General features: G+C 62.5%; 14 protein-coding genes. All 14 read right to left on the bottom strand.

Annotated features, from left to right (window positions below; genetic code table 11):
• Positions 1-98: 98 nt before the first annotated feature.
• The 14 genes from LC062_RS06755 to LC062_RS06690 all read right to left on the bottom strand — a co-directional run bounded on the left by LC062_RS06755 (position 99) and on the right by LC062_RS06690 (position 14,412).
• Complete coding sequence (locus LC062_RS06755; protein ID WP_224910262.1) at positions 99-2,114, bottom strand: hypothetical protein; 2,016 nt, start codon at positions 2,112-2,114, stop codon at positions 99-101.
• The gene (locus tag LC062_RS06750) at positions 2,114-3,199 is read right to left on the bottom strand and encodes a hypothetical protein (protein ID WP_224910338.1); all 1,086 of its coding nucleotides are present in this window, start codon (positions 3,197-3,199) and stop codon (positions 2,114-2,116) included. The genes LC062_RS06755 and LC062_RS06750 overlap by 1 nt, the downstream gene beginning before the upstream one ends.
• Positions 3,199-4,674 carry a GumC domain-containing protein gene (locus LC062_RS06745; RefSeq protein WP_224910261.1) on the bottom strand — a complete coding sequence of 492 codons (1,476 nt, stop codon included), beginning with the start codon at positions 4,672-4,674 and terminating at the stop codon, positions 3,199-3,201. Before LC062_RS06745 ends, LC062_RS06750 begins: the two co-directional genes overlap by 1 nt.
• Positions 4,674-5,030 (bottom strand): hypothetical protein, encoded by a 357-nt coding sequence (locus LC062_RS06740; RefSeq protein WP_224910260.1) that lies wholly within the window; start codon positions 5,028-5,030, stop codon positions 4,674-4,676. The genes LC062_RS06745 and LC062_RS06740 overlap by 1 nt, the downstream gene beginning before the upstream one ends.
• Complete coding sequence (locus tag LC062_RS06735; RefSeq protein WP_224910259.1) at positions 5,027-6,487, bottom strand: hypothetical protein; 1,461 nt, start codon at positions 6,485-6,487, stop codon at positions 5,027-5,029. The genes LC062_RS06740 and LC062_RS06735 overlap by 4 nt, the downstream gene beginning before the upstream one ends.
• Positions 6,484-7,122, bottom strand: a complete 639-nt coding sequence (locus LC062_RS06730) for a phage adaptor protein (RefSeq protein WP_224910258.1) — start codon at positions 7,120-7,122, stop codon at positions 6,484-6,486. The genes LC062_RS06735 and LC062_RS06730 overlap by 4 nt, the downstream gene beginning before the upstream one ends.
• 165 nt (positions 7,123-7,287) lie before the next feature.
• On the bottom strand, positions 7,288-7,713 hold the full coding sequence (locus LC062_RS06725; RefSeq protein WP_224910257.1) for a hypothetical protein: 426 nt from the start codon (positions 7,711-7,713) through the stop codon (positions 7,288-7,290).
• 12 nt (positions 7,714-7,725) lie between these two features.
• Positions 7,726-8,826, bottom strand: coding sequence for a N4-gp56 family major capsid protein (locus tag LC062_RS06720; RefSeq protein ID WP_224910256.1), 1,101 nt, complete (start codon positions 8,824-8,826; stop codon positions 7,726-7,728).
• A gap of 137 nt (positions 8,827-8,963) precedes the next feature.
• Positions 8,964-9,902 (bottom strand): hypothetical protein, encoded by a 939-nt coding sequence (locus tag LC062_RS06715; protein WP_224910255.1) that lies wholly within the window; start codon positions 9,900-9,902, stop codon positions 8,964-8,966.
• Between the two features lie 78 nt (positions 9,903-9,980).
• Complete coding sequence (locus LC062_RS06710) at positions 9,981-12,017, bottom strand: portal protein (protein ID WP_224910254.1); 2,037 nt, start codon at positions 12,015-12,017, stop codon at positions 9,981-9,983.
• Positions 12,002-13,531 (bottom strand): terminase, encoded by a 1,530-nt coding sequence (locus tag LC062_RS06705; protein ID WP_224910253.1) that lies wholly within the window; start codon positions 13,529-13,531, stop codon positions 12,002-12,004. Before LC062_RS06705 ends, LC062_RS06710 begins: the two co-directional genes overlap by 16 nt.
• Entirely contained in the window at positions 13,509-13,910 is a 402-nt protein-coding gene (locus tag LC062_RS06700; RefSeq protein WP_224910252.1) for a terminase small subunit, read from the bottom strand. The genes LC062_RS06705 and LC062_RS06700 overlap by 23 nt, the downstream gene beginning before the upstream one ends.
• Before the next feature lies 1 nt (position 13,911).
• Entirely contained in the window at positions 13,912-14,205 is a 294-nt protein-coding gene (locus LC062_RS06695) for a hypothetical protein (protein ID WP_224910251.1), read from the bottom strand.
• Positions 14,206-14,412, bottom strand: coding sequence for a hypothetical protein (locus LC062_RS06690; protein ID WP_224910250.1), 207 nt, complete (start codon positions 14,410-14,412; stop codon positions 14,206-14,208).
• Between the last annotated feature and the right edge of the window lie 509 nt (positions 14,413-14,921).

Below are 14,921 nucleotides of genomic sequence, written 5' to 3'. Positions count from 1 at the left end.
GAGCAAAGAACCAACGGCAGAAGAAAAAGCCGAGACGATCAAAAGCGACCTTCTCGGCGCCGTGATCGTCGGCGCCATCTATCTCGGCTATCTCTGGTTCACTGCTGAGTCACCAGACCCACAGTCAGGTTTCGTTGTAATTCAGGAGACGCCTGCGCGCGTTCTAGAAGTTTTACCAGCAGATCCCCGCTGATCCTTCCATTGCGGTCCACCTGCGTCAGAAGGCGCTGAACTTCCTGGGGGTTCTTCTCCACCAAGATTTGCGCCATGCGCTTCAGCGTCTCCGGCGGCATCCCCTTGGCCGGGTTCACCGTGCGGCCGATGATGGTCATCAGCGCATCGACCGCAGCGCCGCGGAGGTTCCCGGTCATGACGACATTCCGTGCGGCGCTCCCAAGTCCTCCGCCCATGGCGCCAGCATCCGCGAGATCCTGCTGCGTACGGCTGTTGCCCTGGACATTCTGACGGAAGGCGGAAAACTCCGCAGCGTTCTCCATCTGCTTTCGGAAGGTCTCAAAACCCTTTTTGTCGGGCCACATGGTTTCCAGAACGCGGCGATTTCGCTCGCTGCCGAAGATATTGCGCACCTTGTCGCGGTTGATTTGCCCGCGCTCGATGTCGTGTTTCAAGGCGGATGCAAGCCCCTTGCGCATTGCCTCGCGTTCCGGCTTGGAAGCATTCGAGACGATGAATTCCACCTCGTCGGCTGACTTATTCAGGAGCTTCAACCCCTCGTCTGCCGCCTCCTGGATCTGCGATGCCGTGGCATAGGCTTTTCGCACGGCCTTCAGCCATGGCGATGCCTCGTCCAGCACCCCGCGCATTTCTCTCTCAAGACCGCGATAGGCGGCGCCGACACTGCCATCCCCGGTGCGAAATGCCTTCGAGGTGGCTGACGAAAGCCCCCGGCGGATCAACTCTGCTTCCTCCAGCGAGGGCAGGCGAGAAAAGGTCACTGCGCCAGAGGCGTCATCGATCGAGGCCACAAGTTGCTTGCCGAACGGGCGGCCCTCGGCCTGCGCGATCCTTTGCGCTGATCGCAGCGCCTCGGCAGGGATCCGGCCGGACTTCACAATGCTGTCGAGCTCGAACGGCGGCCCGTTCTTCCCCCAATTCCGCTTGAAGGCCGCATCATAGGCCTTCTGCGCGCCCTTGGATTTCGACTTGGCGAACATGTCGCGCCACATGTAGAAGTTCTGATCCCCAAGCCCATCCGAAATAGCCTGCTTCGCGGCTTGGTTGTTGGCGGAATAACCGGCGTCAAGAGCCTTATCCACCATGCCGCCGTGGTCCCCCGGCTGCCGCTTCACCGCGCGCGTCAGATCCGACAGGTTCGGGTCCATCTGCCCGACCGTGCGTCCGTCGCGGACGCCCTGCACCAAATCGTCAGGCGTCAGGCCGGCGCCTTTCGCCTCCTTCAGAACACGGTCGATCCCGCGCTGCTGTTCCGCCCCGCGCGGGTTGAACCTATTGCCGATCTTGCGCGCCACAGGCGAGAGTACCTTCTTCGCCGCCGCGCCGACGACCGGGATCGCTCCGCCGACAGCCCCACCAACCGCCGCACCCTGCCCCGCGCTCTTGAGGCGCTCGCCAGCGCCCCCCTCGCCCGATCCGAAGCCATAAGCGGCGCCATAGCCCGCGCCTTCCAGCATGCCCGCACCGGCTCGCGTTGCCAGCCCCTTGCCTGCCGTGCGCCCGATCAAGGTTGCGCCGGATTTTGCCAGTCCGCCACCGGTCATCAGACCGCCGCCGATCTCCCCGATCGCAGACGCAATCGGGCTATCCTCGCGTGCCTGCTGCAACATGGCCCGCTCGCGCTCAAGGTTGCGGTTATAGGCATCACCCAGACCGAAGCCCTTGCCCTGCAAGCCGCCCACGACGGCCTCGACAGGCGCCATTGCGCCGGCCATGAGTTCGTCCCCGAACCCGAATGTCAGGCCTTGTTCAACGCCACGGTTCGACGCTTCCAGCGCCCCGACCGTGCGCTTTCCCGGTTGCTTGTCGCCCTCATTCGCCGCGCTCCATTCCTGCGCGCCCTGCATGGCGATTTCCGGCGTGTCGGCCTCGATCTTGAGGCGGCGCCCGGACGGGGTTTCGATGGTGTAGACCGGCATTATTCGACCCCCAGGATGCGATACCCGCCGCCGCCTTTTTGGGTTGCGCCATACTTGGCTTCAAAGATCCTATCGCCCATGGCGTGGCCATGGATGGTGCGAAGCAGTGTGCGTTCGAAATCTGCAAGGTCTCGCTCAAAATGCGGGCTGGCAGGATCAAGCGCGCCACTCTTTGCCGCAAGCATTGCGGACTCCTTCTCAGTCACGTTCCCGAGCGCGCCGCCGGTCGGCGACTGTCGCCGCATGGCATTCAGGTTCTCGATCTTCGCCTGCGCCTTCAGAACCTCGGTCTGCCGCGCCACTTCGGCCGCGTCCGAATACGGGTTCCATTGCGCGATGTTCTGCCCCACAGCTCCGAACGCCCGGTCTTTCGCGGCCTCTCGCGCGCGTTGCGCCGCCGTGGTGATAATGTCCGTCTGCGTGAGGGCATTGCCCAAGGCTTCGGACTCCGCTTCTTGCGCCTTCTGCGCCTCTGCGTCCGCCGGCCCGCCAGGGATCGGGGCGAGACGCACGCCGCCTTCGTCTTCCTGCAGCATGAACCCCTGCGGAATGGTGCCGTATTTCCCGCCACCCACAGTGACATTCGTCGCACCGGCCTCTTTCAGTTGCGACTGATAGTCCATAAACGACCCATCGAACCCTTGGCTGCGCGCATACTCGTATTCCTGCATGTCGCCGGTCGGCTTCTGGCCGGAGAACAGGGACTTCAGAACCTCACGCTGCACTTCCATCGGCGCGTCGGCATACTCGGGCATTTTCTGCTGGAACCATGCGCGGGTCTTGTTGGCCCTCTCCACCTGTGACCTTCGGTCCTGCTGGGCCTGGTCAAACAGCGTCTGACGCTGCTCAAATGCCTGCTGCTCCCTCTTGTCCTGGGTTTCGACGCGGCGGTTCTGCGTGTCCAGCAGCCCGCCTTGCATGAAACCGCGCGCGCCCCCGCCCCATCCCTGACCGTCCAGAAGAGCAGACCCGGCGGCCATCATCGCCATCGGGTTCTTGTCGATGAACGCCCCGAGTTTCGTGCCGGCGCCGGACAGCGCCCCCCCGAACAGACCGCCGGCGGCCCCTGTGTCGAACAAGCCCATCAGAACAATCCTCCAAGAATGCCGCCAGCGAGACCGCCCAGCAGGGGCATGCCGAACGCATTGCCGAGTTGCGCGCCCATCAGCCCGCCGCCAAGAACAGATTGCGCCGTGGATGGCCCTCCAGGTGCCTGAGGCTGCGGCCCGATCGATCCGCTCTGCGGCTGCCCGATGGTCCCCATGTAGGCCTGCAGGCGCTCCCAAGGCGCCTGCTGTTGCTCGTTGTAGAGATCGCGGGCCGCGTTGATCTCGTCCTGGTTCTGGCTCTGCTGGATCGCCCCTGAGTTCATGAGCTGGTTCAGCCGCGTGATCTGGCTCTGCTGCATTGTCGGGGCCAGTGCCGCGGCCCTAAGCGCATCCTGCTGAGCCGAAAGGCGCCCCTGCATCCCCTGCGATGCGGCCCCGGCGCGGTTCGCGATGTTCTGCTGCTGCGTCCCGGTCAGACCCTGCAGCGCTGCCATGCGGTTCTGGATCTCGTTTTGCCCGAGGTTCGCGGCGCCTGCTGCTCCGGTGAACCGGTTTGCGATATCCTGCTGGCGCTGCTGGTCCATGAGCTGGTTGGCCTGCATCTGCCGGCCGGCCTCGAACTCGTAGTTTCGCGACAGTGCATCCGTCGCCGTTGCCCCGAGCCCCCGCGCCATCGCATCGCCATAGGCGCCGGACCCGTAGCGGCCGGCCGAGGACATCCGCGCGTTGATCCGCGACTGAACCTGGTCAAGCTGATTGGCGAGTTGGTCCTGGAAATACGGGTTCGCACCACCACCCTTCGCCACATCTGCGAGGTTCTGCTCGGAGTACGACGGGCCGAAGCCCTGCTGTGCGCCCTGATAGAACTGCCCGGCGCCCTGCTGCATCGCCGTCAGTGGATTGTTCGCCTGATTCTGGAACTGCTGGCCGGTCGTGATGCCGTTTGCACCGCTGGCGATCTGGCCCAAGGTGTTCAGGTCGCCTTGCATGCCCGGCGCGATGCCGCCGGCACCGGCGACGGCACCCACGGTATTTTCCGCAGACTGCTGGTAGCCGGGGGTGCTCCCGAATTGCTGCTGAACGCCCTGAAAATAGGCCTGCTGTTGCGGGGTGAACCCGGCAACGCGGTTGCCTTCGAACGGGTTGAACCCAACACCCTGGTTCAAATATGACTGCGCCATGTTGAAGCCAGGGCGAAGATAATTCTGCCCGAACTGCGAGGCATTCGACGGGTCGCTGTTGGCCGTAAAGGTCTGCCCATCGTGGCCCATGATGTTGGTGCGATAGTCCACTTGGCCGAGCGGCGTTTGCGTGTTGGTTGGCTGGTAGGCCGGCGTGCCAGCAGCAGGCTGCTGCGTTGTCGCGGCTCCGCCCCCTGGCGCGGGCTGCTGCCCCCAAAAAGTCCCGGCGCCGGCCCATGTCGACCCCTGAGGCATGTTCCAGCCGTTCAACGGCGAATTGTTCTGGCCCTGGTTCTGCCAGGAGCTCGCGGGATCTGTTCCGTCAGGCATCAGCTTGCCCCCTGCGTTCGTTCAGCGTAGGTGATGATCAGATCGATTGCGCCGGCCGTGCCGAGCGTGGCCTTCAGCGCGTCATTGCGCCCGACAGAAACTCCGACGGGGATCACTTCAGTTGCATTTGCAGCAACGCTGGTGACAGGCAAAACCACACCTTCAGCGCCTGCGCTAATACCGCTTTCAAAGTGCAGAACCAGGGTTGCCGCGCTGCCGGTCCTGTTCGTGGCGCGGACCGTGTCCACGTAGCGCTCGACGCGATCAGCTCCTGCGAAAATCGTGGTTTTGTTGGTGGTTGCGGGCGCGACGACTTGGGTTCTCAATCCGGCGGGGAAACTGACTGTGATGCTCATTTCAGCCCCTGCACCGTGCTTTCGATAGCCTCAACACCGGCAATCCCCGTCCAATCGGCACCCGAAGGGATCCGGCAGCGAATTCGGTGCGTGAACCCCGATTGGTTGACGATCACCCGTCCGGTCTGCGATGAGGCAAGGCGCTCCAAACCCCACGCTGTCGGCCCGTTCCACCGCGATTTATTGCCGATCTGCCCATAAATCGCGGTGGCATCGGTGATCGGCCGGAACGCCCTGATCCGCGCCTTGCGACCTTCCGAAAAACTCATGTCTGCGGTGTCGAGCGTGGCTTCGAGGTTCGCCCCGTCGAAGAACCCGAGTCGGTAAGAGGCATCGAACCCCGCGAACGCCGGGCGCCCGCCGAGCCACCGGGGGCTATCCAGGCTGATCGTCATGGCATCAAGGTTCGGATATTCAACGGCCAGCGCTTCAAGCGTGTATCCTGAGGTGGCCCCGGCGCTCAGCCCGAACAGCGTGCCCAGCTCTAGGTCGACCCAGCGATCTACCTGCCAAGCGTATCCGATGGCCCGGTCCAGCGTCGTGCCATTGGTCGAGTAGGCCCACACGATCATCTTGTTGATGGGGTCAGCTGCGGCCGTGACAATTTCGAGGTTCTCGACGCTGGTCACCGCCGCTTTGAACGTCGCGTCTACCCGCTCAGCACCGATCGGCTGCGATCCGGCCCCGGGCGTCATGACAAAGAAGCCATCCTCAGACAGAAAGAAAACACGGCCGCCATGCGCCGTGCAGGCCCGGTGTGAGACGGCGCCCCGGCTCTCGATTTCTGCGAAGGTGAAGACAAACCCGCTTTCCCCAGTCGCGGTCATCGCGCGCGCCTTGAACCGCTGCAGCACAATCGCATTGCGCTCTACCGCCGCAACGAACATGATCTCGCCGCCCTCCGGAAAATCCTGATAGTCAGCGTTGTTCTTGAGCGGTGTCCACTCGGTGGCGTCGTTCGTACCGCTCCATTGGATCCGGTTCGGATTATCCGTCAGGCCATAAAGAACGACGTGATCGCCGACGACTGCCACGCGCCGCGCTTTCGGCGGAGACCCCGCCAGGTCGGCGAATTTCGTGCTGGTCCCGACGATGAAGCTCTGCACATCATCATTGCCATTGGTCGCCAGCACCTGATCGCCAAAGCGCGCGAAGGTCCAGCCCTGCGTTGAGTTTCCGGTATAGGCGCCAGAGGATCGGGAAACGTCGTCCCAGCTGTAGTCCGTCGCGTCGAGCTTGTAGAGCTTGTCCGCCGTCGCCGCAAAAATGGTGACGGTATTGTCCACCTCGACATTGAAGAAAAAGCCCTGCGGCTGTGCCGGCAGTGCCGAGGACAGGGCCGCAAGCGCGGGGAACGGCCGATAGCCGCTTTGTGTCGGGATGACGTTGCGAATGAGCGGTGATCCGGCAGAGTAGAACCCTGGCTGATCCGGTGCATAGGCGGCGAACGGGGTCAAAACTGCGTCGGCACAATCATGCCGCTCCCGATCCGCGCGCCAGACTGCTTCACGAGCCGGCCAAGCTCCCGTTCTTCCGCCCGCTCCATCCGGGCCTGAAGCTGAGCATCTTCTGTCACGTTCTCAGCGAGGTATTTTTTCGCTGCGCAGCGGATCAACTGATAGGCCTCTGTCATCCAGACATTGCCGGCCTCTTCATCGCTCGCCGGTGCAGCTTTCTTGATATGACCGACCATGCGGATGGTGTAGCCCGCGCCGGGGATCGGATAGAGGCGCAGGGAGTTGTCGAAATAGGCGTAGGCATATGGGTCGCCCGTTGACGCCGAGCTGTCGCTCAGGAGTTCGAGTTCCCCCGGGTCGACACGATCAAGGCGACGCACCTGTCCGGCGACAGTGACCGTCACCAGATCCAGTCTGTAGAAGGCCGGGATGGCCGTATCGTCTTCGCTGGAATAGATCTGCTGGCCAGCGACGGTGGTGAATGTCTCGTCTCGGGTTTCGTTGAAGCCAAAACGGACCGGCTGATAAAATTCGATGGCGCGGCTGATCGCATCTGCGATGTCATCGCCGTAGGCGCCAGACGTATCGTCCAGGTCAGCCGCGATCCGCGTCTTCAGTGTGGAGAGCGTTGTCATTGGATTTGCACGCCTTCATGTGGAGGTGCAGACCGCGCCCGACCCGGCGCCCGCAGTATGGGCACGAGCCCTTGGCAACAGAAGCGGGCGAGGCCTTCGCCCCGCCCGCCTGCTTTGGTTCGTTGAAATCAATCAACGACCAATCGGTGTCATAGACCGGCATGGTCAGCCGTCATTGTCCGGCACGTAGCAGATCACCACTTCGGCCTGGCCGGTGGTCGCGTCCGAATTGAGACCGGCATAGGTCGCGGTGATCGTGGTATCCGCGCTAAGGCGGAGCCCGCCGACGGACTCGTCCAACGCTTTGAACCCAAGCGTTGAAATATCCAGATCGGTGGCGAACAGATCGTCGTCCGCCGCCACACCGCCGGTCGCATCCGACACGCCGATATCCAGAAGGTCGGTTCCAGTGTCGTTGAACACCTCAACGACAGCGGCGCCAGACATCGCCTGCAAGATGACGGCGCCCGACGGGATCACACCAACCTTGACCGCGCTTCCGTCGTCGGAAGCGGTGATCGTCTTGCGAAGGTAATGGACCATCTGCGCGCTGAACTGGCGCGCAGTGGTTCCGGTCGTTCCAGTAGCCATTTCCAGCCCTCCTTAAGCGCCGGCAGCGGCATAGGAGGAAATGGTCACAACGCCGAAATCCTCGCCGTCGTAGACGCACTTCTTCATGCCCATGACGTTCTTGGCCGCGATGCCCAGCTCGCGGTCATAGTCGAAAGTCTTCTCCACCAGCTTGTAGCTGGTTTCACGGCCCTCCTGTCCGACGCCGAACATGGCAGCGTCTCCGCCAAGCAGAATGGCGCGGCGGACCGTGGCGACCACTTCGCCGGTGGACGAGTGAACCCCAGGGGTCACATGCTCACTTTCCCTGAGGATGACGCCGTTGTACTCGCCGAGCGCGCCCGAATAGATCGGGTTTTTCGTGACCTGCCCGCCGGCCATCGCCGCCTTCTGGATGTCCAGCCACTGACCGGTAGAGGTGTTCGTGCGCAGCGACTTCACCTGGTACGGATGCAGATACATCACATACTTCTTTTCGCCGCCTACCCGGATCGGCCGGATCTTCGGGTTGGCGGTTTTCGCCAGCTCCACGGCATAGTCGATCATCGTCAGCGTCATGACATGAGCCGAAGTATTGGCCTCATCCGTCGAGCCATTGACGAACAGTTTGCGGTTGGCGCTCGGCGCGCTCGGGAGATTGAACCCCCAATGCGTCGAGTTCAGAGAGAAGGTCTCACCCTCAAACGTGATCGTCGGCGCGGTGTAGCCGCAGAGCTGGGTGAAAGCCATCAGCGACATGCGGTCGGCGTACCAGTCAGCAAGGGCGCCCTTGCCTTCGTTGCGCAGGTTGAAAGGAACACGCTGCGTGTCGATCGTGCCGTTGTTCTTGACGCGAACAGCGTGCGCAATCTCATTGATGACCAGCGCATCGGAGAAGGTGGTGAGGCTTTCCTCATTCCCTTCCAGAAGCTGGTTCTCGGTGACACCGCCGGCCTGGGAAAGTTGCCGGCGCAGGCCGACGGTGACCTTGTCGCCCGCAGACTTGGAGAGCTCGGTCTTCTTGCGAATGATGCTGTTGTCACCCGTCCCGATAAGCGGCGCAATCGGCGTGGCTTTGCTCGCCTCATGCGCCAGCTTCTTGGACCAGGCCTTGACAGCAAGAGCGTCGTTGACGCCATAGCTGGTGACAGACATGGGGTATATCCTTGTCGATGCTGGTTGTTGAGTTGCCCGCGTGACGCTGCGAACCGAGCGAAAGCCATGTTTCAAGTCGCTGGCTGCCGACCGCGCCGCTTACCGTCCGGCATGACGAAAGGAGGGAACCCTCCTGCTTATGCCCCCAGAAGCCGCTCAGCGGCCTTCGGGTTTTTCTCCAGCCATGCGAAGGACTCCGCCTCCGACATCGCCGCGAATTTCTCAAGCGTCATGGCCCCGCTGCCGGCGCCTCCCGGCGTCACGTCGCGGTTGTCGCGCTGCCCCTTGTCGATCCGGTCCAGCGCCTCCTTGGCCGCCGCCGTCTCTGCGTCCGCCGCCGATGCTTCAGCCTTCGCATAGCCGCGCATCTTTGCCATCTGGTAGACGACTTCCGGCACGGTCCTGCCGCTTTCCTTCGCCGAAATCGCGATGTTCAGGAGCTGGTTGCCAACAGCCTGCTGCTGCATCTGCGGCGGAACGCCCATGATCTCCATCTCCTGCGCAATGGCATTGCGCACGAACGCCGCTGCGTCCTCGTAATCAGGCGCTTGCTGCTTGAACTGCGCTTCCTCTGTCTGGACAATCCCGAGGAAATTCCGCCGCTGTTCTTCCGCCTGTCTCGCGGCGGCTGATTGCTGCTGCTGCTCCGAAAGCGCTGACACCTGTCGGCCGAGGTGGTCGATATAGGCCAACGGGTCTTCACTCGGGTCCGGCGGCGCCGGCTGCTCCTCCGGCTGCGGCAGGGTGCCTTGCTTTGCAAACTGCGCGAACCGATCCTCGACGGTCTGCAGGATCGTCACGCGCTGTTCCAGTTCGGCGATTTTCGCATCGCGTTCCTGGCGGCGCCGGCGCTCCTCATGCAATGCGGCTAGCGGCACCCGCTTGTCTGCACCGTCCGGCTCGGCTGGCTTGTCACCATCGTCGCCACCGTCAGTGCCGGTGTCGTCTCCCGCTGAGGCTTCGGGTTCCGGCGCCGGGTCCTCCATGGTCGGTGCGCCATCATCCGGCGCGGCCTCACCAAGCGCGGCGAGTTCTTCCGGGCTGTAGTCTTGGTTGTCCTGTTCGATATCGCTCATGTTGGGTCGCTCTTTTACGGCTGCTGATAGCCGGTGCGGACATACGCTGCCCGCCTGCGCAAAGCGCAATGACTGCGCTTAAGTCTGGGGGGGCTCAGAAAAGGCCCCCGCCTGAACACCAGAGTCGGCCACCGCCTTCAGAGCGCCAGCTTCGGCTTTAACTTGATCGGCCTGGGCCTTCACGCCGGCAACACGCGCATTCTCGCGGGCGATCTCCAGATCGATTTGCTTGGCTTGCAGATCCAGCGCCTTCGCTTCCAGATCGATGCGTTTTGCCTCGACATCAAACTGCACTTTCTGGATGTCTGCGGAGATCTTCGCCTGTTCCTGTTGCTGCTGCGCCTGCATGGCGGCCTGTTGGTTCGGGTCCGGCGGCGCCGGCTGCATGGCCGACTGGATCGCCTGCGTCATTTCGGCAGCGGCCGAGCCGGGCAGCGGGCTGTATTTCCAAAGCACCGCTTGCACCTGCGGCGGTTGCTGGTGGATCGATTGCCCCATCATCGACCAAATCAGGTCCTTGGCATTGGGGCTTTCCGGCGCCTCGTCCACGATGATGTCGAACCGCGTTTCAGACTGCATGAACGCCGGGACTATCTGCCCAAGCTGCTGACCGACCACACGCTGGAGCACATGCTCGGGCAAATAGTCTTTCACGATGCTGATGATGACCTCGCCCTGCGTTCGGCGGTACATCCGCATGCATTCGAACAGGGTCACAAGCGTTGTGAGAGCGGCTGACCGGCGCTGCGTCTCGACAACGCCAGGCTGGTTCGCGTCGCGCTGGCCGAGCATTTCAAGGTTGACGCCAGACACATCACGCATTGCGTTGATGGCCATATCCATCAGCTGGTAGAAGCCTGACGGGAAGGGCGTGCTGGGCTTGTCTTGAATGCGGCCCTGCTGCAGAACCCCTTTCCGGACCTTGGTGACCGCGTCATGGCGCGCCCATGACCTTTCGAACTCGCGCATGTTCTCGGCGATGTCATCTTCGATAATGACGCCGCCCTTGGCCGATCCGTTGAGGATGTGCATGGTTTGCGACATCCACTTGTTGGCCCACCGTTGCGGATCCTTCAGGCCAGTGACCAAGCCATAGAAATGGCCTTTGATCTGGTCGCGAAACCCGGTCACGCACTGGAGCGAAAAATTCCATTTGCAAGGCGTTGGGCCCTGCTCAAGCACCGTCTTGCCGAGATAAGCTTGCCTGTAGACCTTGCGCCGTTGCCGCACACCGCGAATTCCCGGGAGCCGGGCCTTGAGCACATCAAAGGTCGCGGCATCGACCGTTTCCAGTCGGCCAGTTTGCGGGCTGATGACGCGGTAGACCGTCTCGCGCTCCCACCACTGCACGCGCACAATCGTCACCAACCGCTCAGTGCCGATCTGCTCTTCTTCGCCGTCACCCTCGTACCGGTCCGCCTCGCCCTGGTCCTCCGGGGCGCCGTCACCGCCAACGTCCAGGGCCCATTTGGCGTTGAGGTCGGTGATATCCGCCTCCGGAAACATCTCACGGGCCTCGCTGAGCGGCATATCCTCGATGATCTGCCAGATGCGGCGCGCGTCCTTGAGATTGCGCTCGCGGGCGCGGTGATCCCACCGCATCTGAAGCGGGTTGAGACGCTTTGTCAGTGGGTGGCCGTCCAGGTCCTCCTCGTAGTCGAGCCGAATTTCCGTCCAGCCCATCCCACAAATGGTGGCGTCCTCGAAAGCGTCACCATCCGAGAATTGCGCGTCCGACTGGTCACGAAACCATCTGATCGACGCATTCGCGATTTCCGCGCTTTGCTCGTCGCCCGGCTCGGTCGGCTTTGCGATCGTCGCCAGCCGCTGGTTGACCTGATACCCGGCGATGCTGCGGACCATCGGCGCCAAGCGGTTGAACACCACGTCAGGCCGGTTTTGCGCTCGCAGAGAGGCTTTCTCCTCTGCCGAATACTGATCGCCAGCGACGAATTGGTAATCCTCTCGGGCGTTCTCCACCCACGCCGACGCATGCGCGCTGTCGTCACGATACCAGCGGCGAAACTTATCCATCAGCTCATCGGCTTCTGTCGCGGTGGTCGGCGCGATGTCGTCCGCCTCTGGCTCGACGCTCTCAACTACGCTGTCATCCATGAGCCGCAGCCTTCCGCTTCGTCGTCAAAATACCCGCGGCGCCTTGTGCCGCTCACCGTGATGTCATCGCCAGAGTGACCGGACAGCGCGAACGTCGCGAACCCCATGGCACCATGCGAATTGATGTCGTGGAGATAGCGGTCCTTGAACACGCCCCGCACATCATCCCATTCTTTGCGAAATGCCCGCAGCCGCTTAAGGCCATCGCCGGCGGCCTGCTCATCGAACTGGCACAGGTGGAACACCGCCCGGCAGGCCGAAATAATCTCCTGGTGCGATGCCGCGCGCGGAACGATGGTGGGGAAAAACCGCAGCTTCTCCATCACGCCCATGGTGCCGTTCTCCAGCCAGAGACTTTCGCGCTTACCATCGTGCGGCAGATAGTGAGACCCGAACGTCACACCGTTTTCGTCGGCCCAGTCACGCAGCCATTTGACGTAATGGCTGATGTGTTCGCCGCTGTTTTCGTAGTAGCCAACGAACCGGTGGAACCCGCCAATGGTCTGGAACAGCCAGATCGTGTTGAGATCGTTGCGGCCCAGATCCCACGCCGTGTGAACCTGGTATGCCGGGTCGACCGAGAACGAGCCGATCCGACGCTGCTTTGTCGCCAGATGCAGCTCGCGGGTGAAGAACGCCCCCTCTAAGGCCTGTTCGAAGGCCTCATCCGGCGTCGACGGGTACTCCCGCTTCATGTCGCCGCCGAGCGCGCCCTCTTTGGTCACGTACCAGAGCTTTTGCCCGCGGCTGAGGACAATGCCTTCCTCTGCCTCCAGCTTTTCGAAGTACCGGTGTTGCTCATCGGTGATGACGCCAAGGCCAGGAAGTGAATATTCAGGGTCCTGGTGCCACGGGAAGAAGTGGAACCGATAGTCCAGAGGCGATAGTTCGGCGCCGGCGGTCTGCATTCGCCGCGCCTCCTGCGACTTGTCGAAGAAATCGCCTTCCTGACCTTCCGCCGTGCTCTCGATGGTCACAAACCCGGACTTGGATACTGCTTCAAGAGCACCAGTTTTGATCTCGCGCGCTTTGTCAGGATACTGCGCGCAGATCTTGCCATACTCGGAGATATGCAAGTATTGCAGCGTCCCCGAACGCATCGAGGTGGAAACGCGAATAGATGACCCGTTGGCGAAAGTGAGGGTGTCCGCGCTGTCCTGGGTCGCGGGCATTTCCGCTCTCAGGCCCTCGTCCAGATTGTCATACGGGTACTTGACCTTGTCGCGAAAAATCACCTTCGCGTCGTCAAGCCGGTGAGCGATGATGCCGGCCCGCACGTCCCGGCCAAAAATGCAGGCGTCCAACTGGATCAGCGCGCTCAGCGTGGTGAACCCAAGCTGCCGCGCCTTCAGAATGATGTTGCGCTGGTGGAGATCCTTGAGAAACGACAGCTGCGCATCGTTAGGCTTGAATGGCACGCGAGCGCCATTTTTGTCCGTGATGTGGTAGAGGTTCGACACGCGCCAGATCGGATCCAGAAACTGATCCGGGTCAATCGTGGATCTTGCGGCCATGCTCAGCAATACGCTCCAAAAGGGCAGACAGCGGGCTCTCCGCTGGCACGTCATGCTCAACACGCTCAACGAACATGCCGAGATGCTTGCCGATCTGCGACCAGGCCGACACCCGAGCGCCATGTGACGAGCCCTCACCCTCGCGGGTCGCTTCGACCATGAGGCCCTGCAGCACCTGCGCAACGCTCACCTCGGCCTTCTCAGCGCCCTTGCCGACCAGCTCAGCGATGCGGGCCTTGACGCTCACATTTGCTGACAGCCGCGATGCCGCCGAGCGGCTCGCCTTGTAGCCGGCGCGCGCGTAAGCCTCGTCCTGCGAAAGACCCTTGGCGACACCTTGCGCAAAGACCTCATGACGAGCGTTTTCCAGCGCGGGCATATCACTCTCCGCTCTTGACGATCCGCAGGACAGGGGCCGGGCCGCGCGGTCTGGTCTCCTCGTCCAGATCCGGCAGCGGCCCGCCGGCCAGCCAGGCTTTGACCGCGGACCGCTTGATGTCAACCAAGGCTGAAGCGCCAGGGTCACCGATCAGCTTGGCCCGACGACCGAACACTCCCTCTGTAAGGATCCAGCGGCCGAACTCCACGGCGCCCCGGATAGTCTCGCCCTTACGGTTGACATAGACCGTCCTCGCACTGACCGTTCCGACATAGCGCCGCTTCCACCAAGCCATTCACGCCTCCACCAGATCGTCACCATTGCGCGCACGGGGCGCCTGGTCGTGCGGGCCATTGGCGAACACCACCAGATCGGCCTCGGGGTCAATCTCCCGGCGCGCCCGCTTGTCCCACACCCGGTGGATGATCACCGGGCCGCCGAATGCACGATACGCGGCCAGGAACCGGTCATCGCGAAAGCCGACATAGTGGACGCAACGCATGGGCTAGGCTCTGGCTAAGAGGGCCGCCGTTTGATCGCAGCCTTTTGATTAACCTGTTCTTTTCGCTGAGATACGGGGGAAACCCGTAACCTCATTTCGGCGGGCCAACTGTCCGGGGATACCGGATTGTTCAGGCGTCCGGCCCTTATCCAGATCGGAACGGAAGTCGTGCGGCCTACTGGCTATCCGCACAGTGCGGGCATGTCGCCATGCCGCCGCGCCTGATAGATGTCATGCGGGCCGGTCGCTACTCCGGCTAGGGGCGGTCGGGTTCGAACCGACATTTCGTACGCCTCGCATCAAGCGGGTTTCGAAAGACCGCCTGACTATCGCGACCGGTTCTGCTACCACATATTGCCGGCCTGCCACGTCTGGCCGCGTGTCCGCTTTCCACGCCGCCGCATGATTAGTTTCGGCGGACAGACCCGCGTAAGAGCCTGTTGTCTCACACACCGCCGATCAGCTTCGGTGCGGCTCAGGTTGGCGCTCCTGATTACGCCCCCCCCGCT

The organism is Stappia indica (genome assembly GCF_020177335.1).
Lineage (GTDB): Bacteria > Pseudomonadota > Alphaproteobacteria > Rhizobiales > Stappiaceae > Stappia > Stappia indica_B.
Note: the sequence above shows the minus strand (reverse complement) of the source record. Positions and strands in the feature narration are given on the sequence as shown.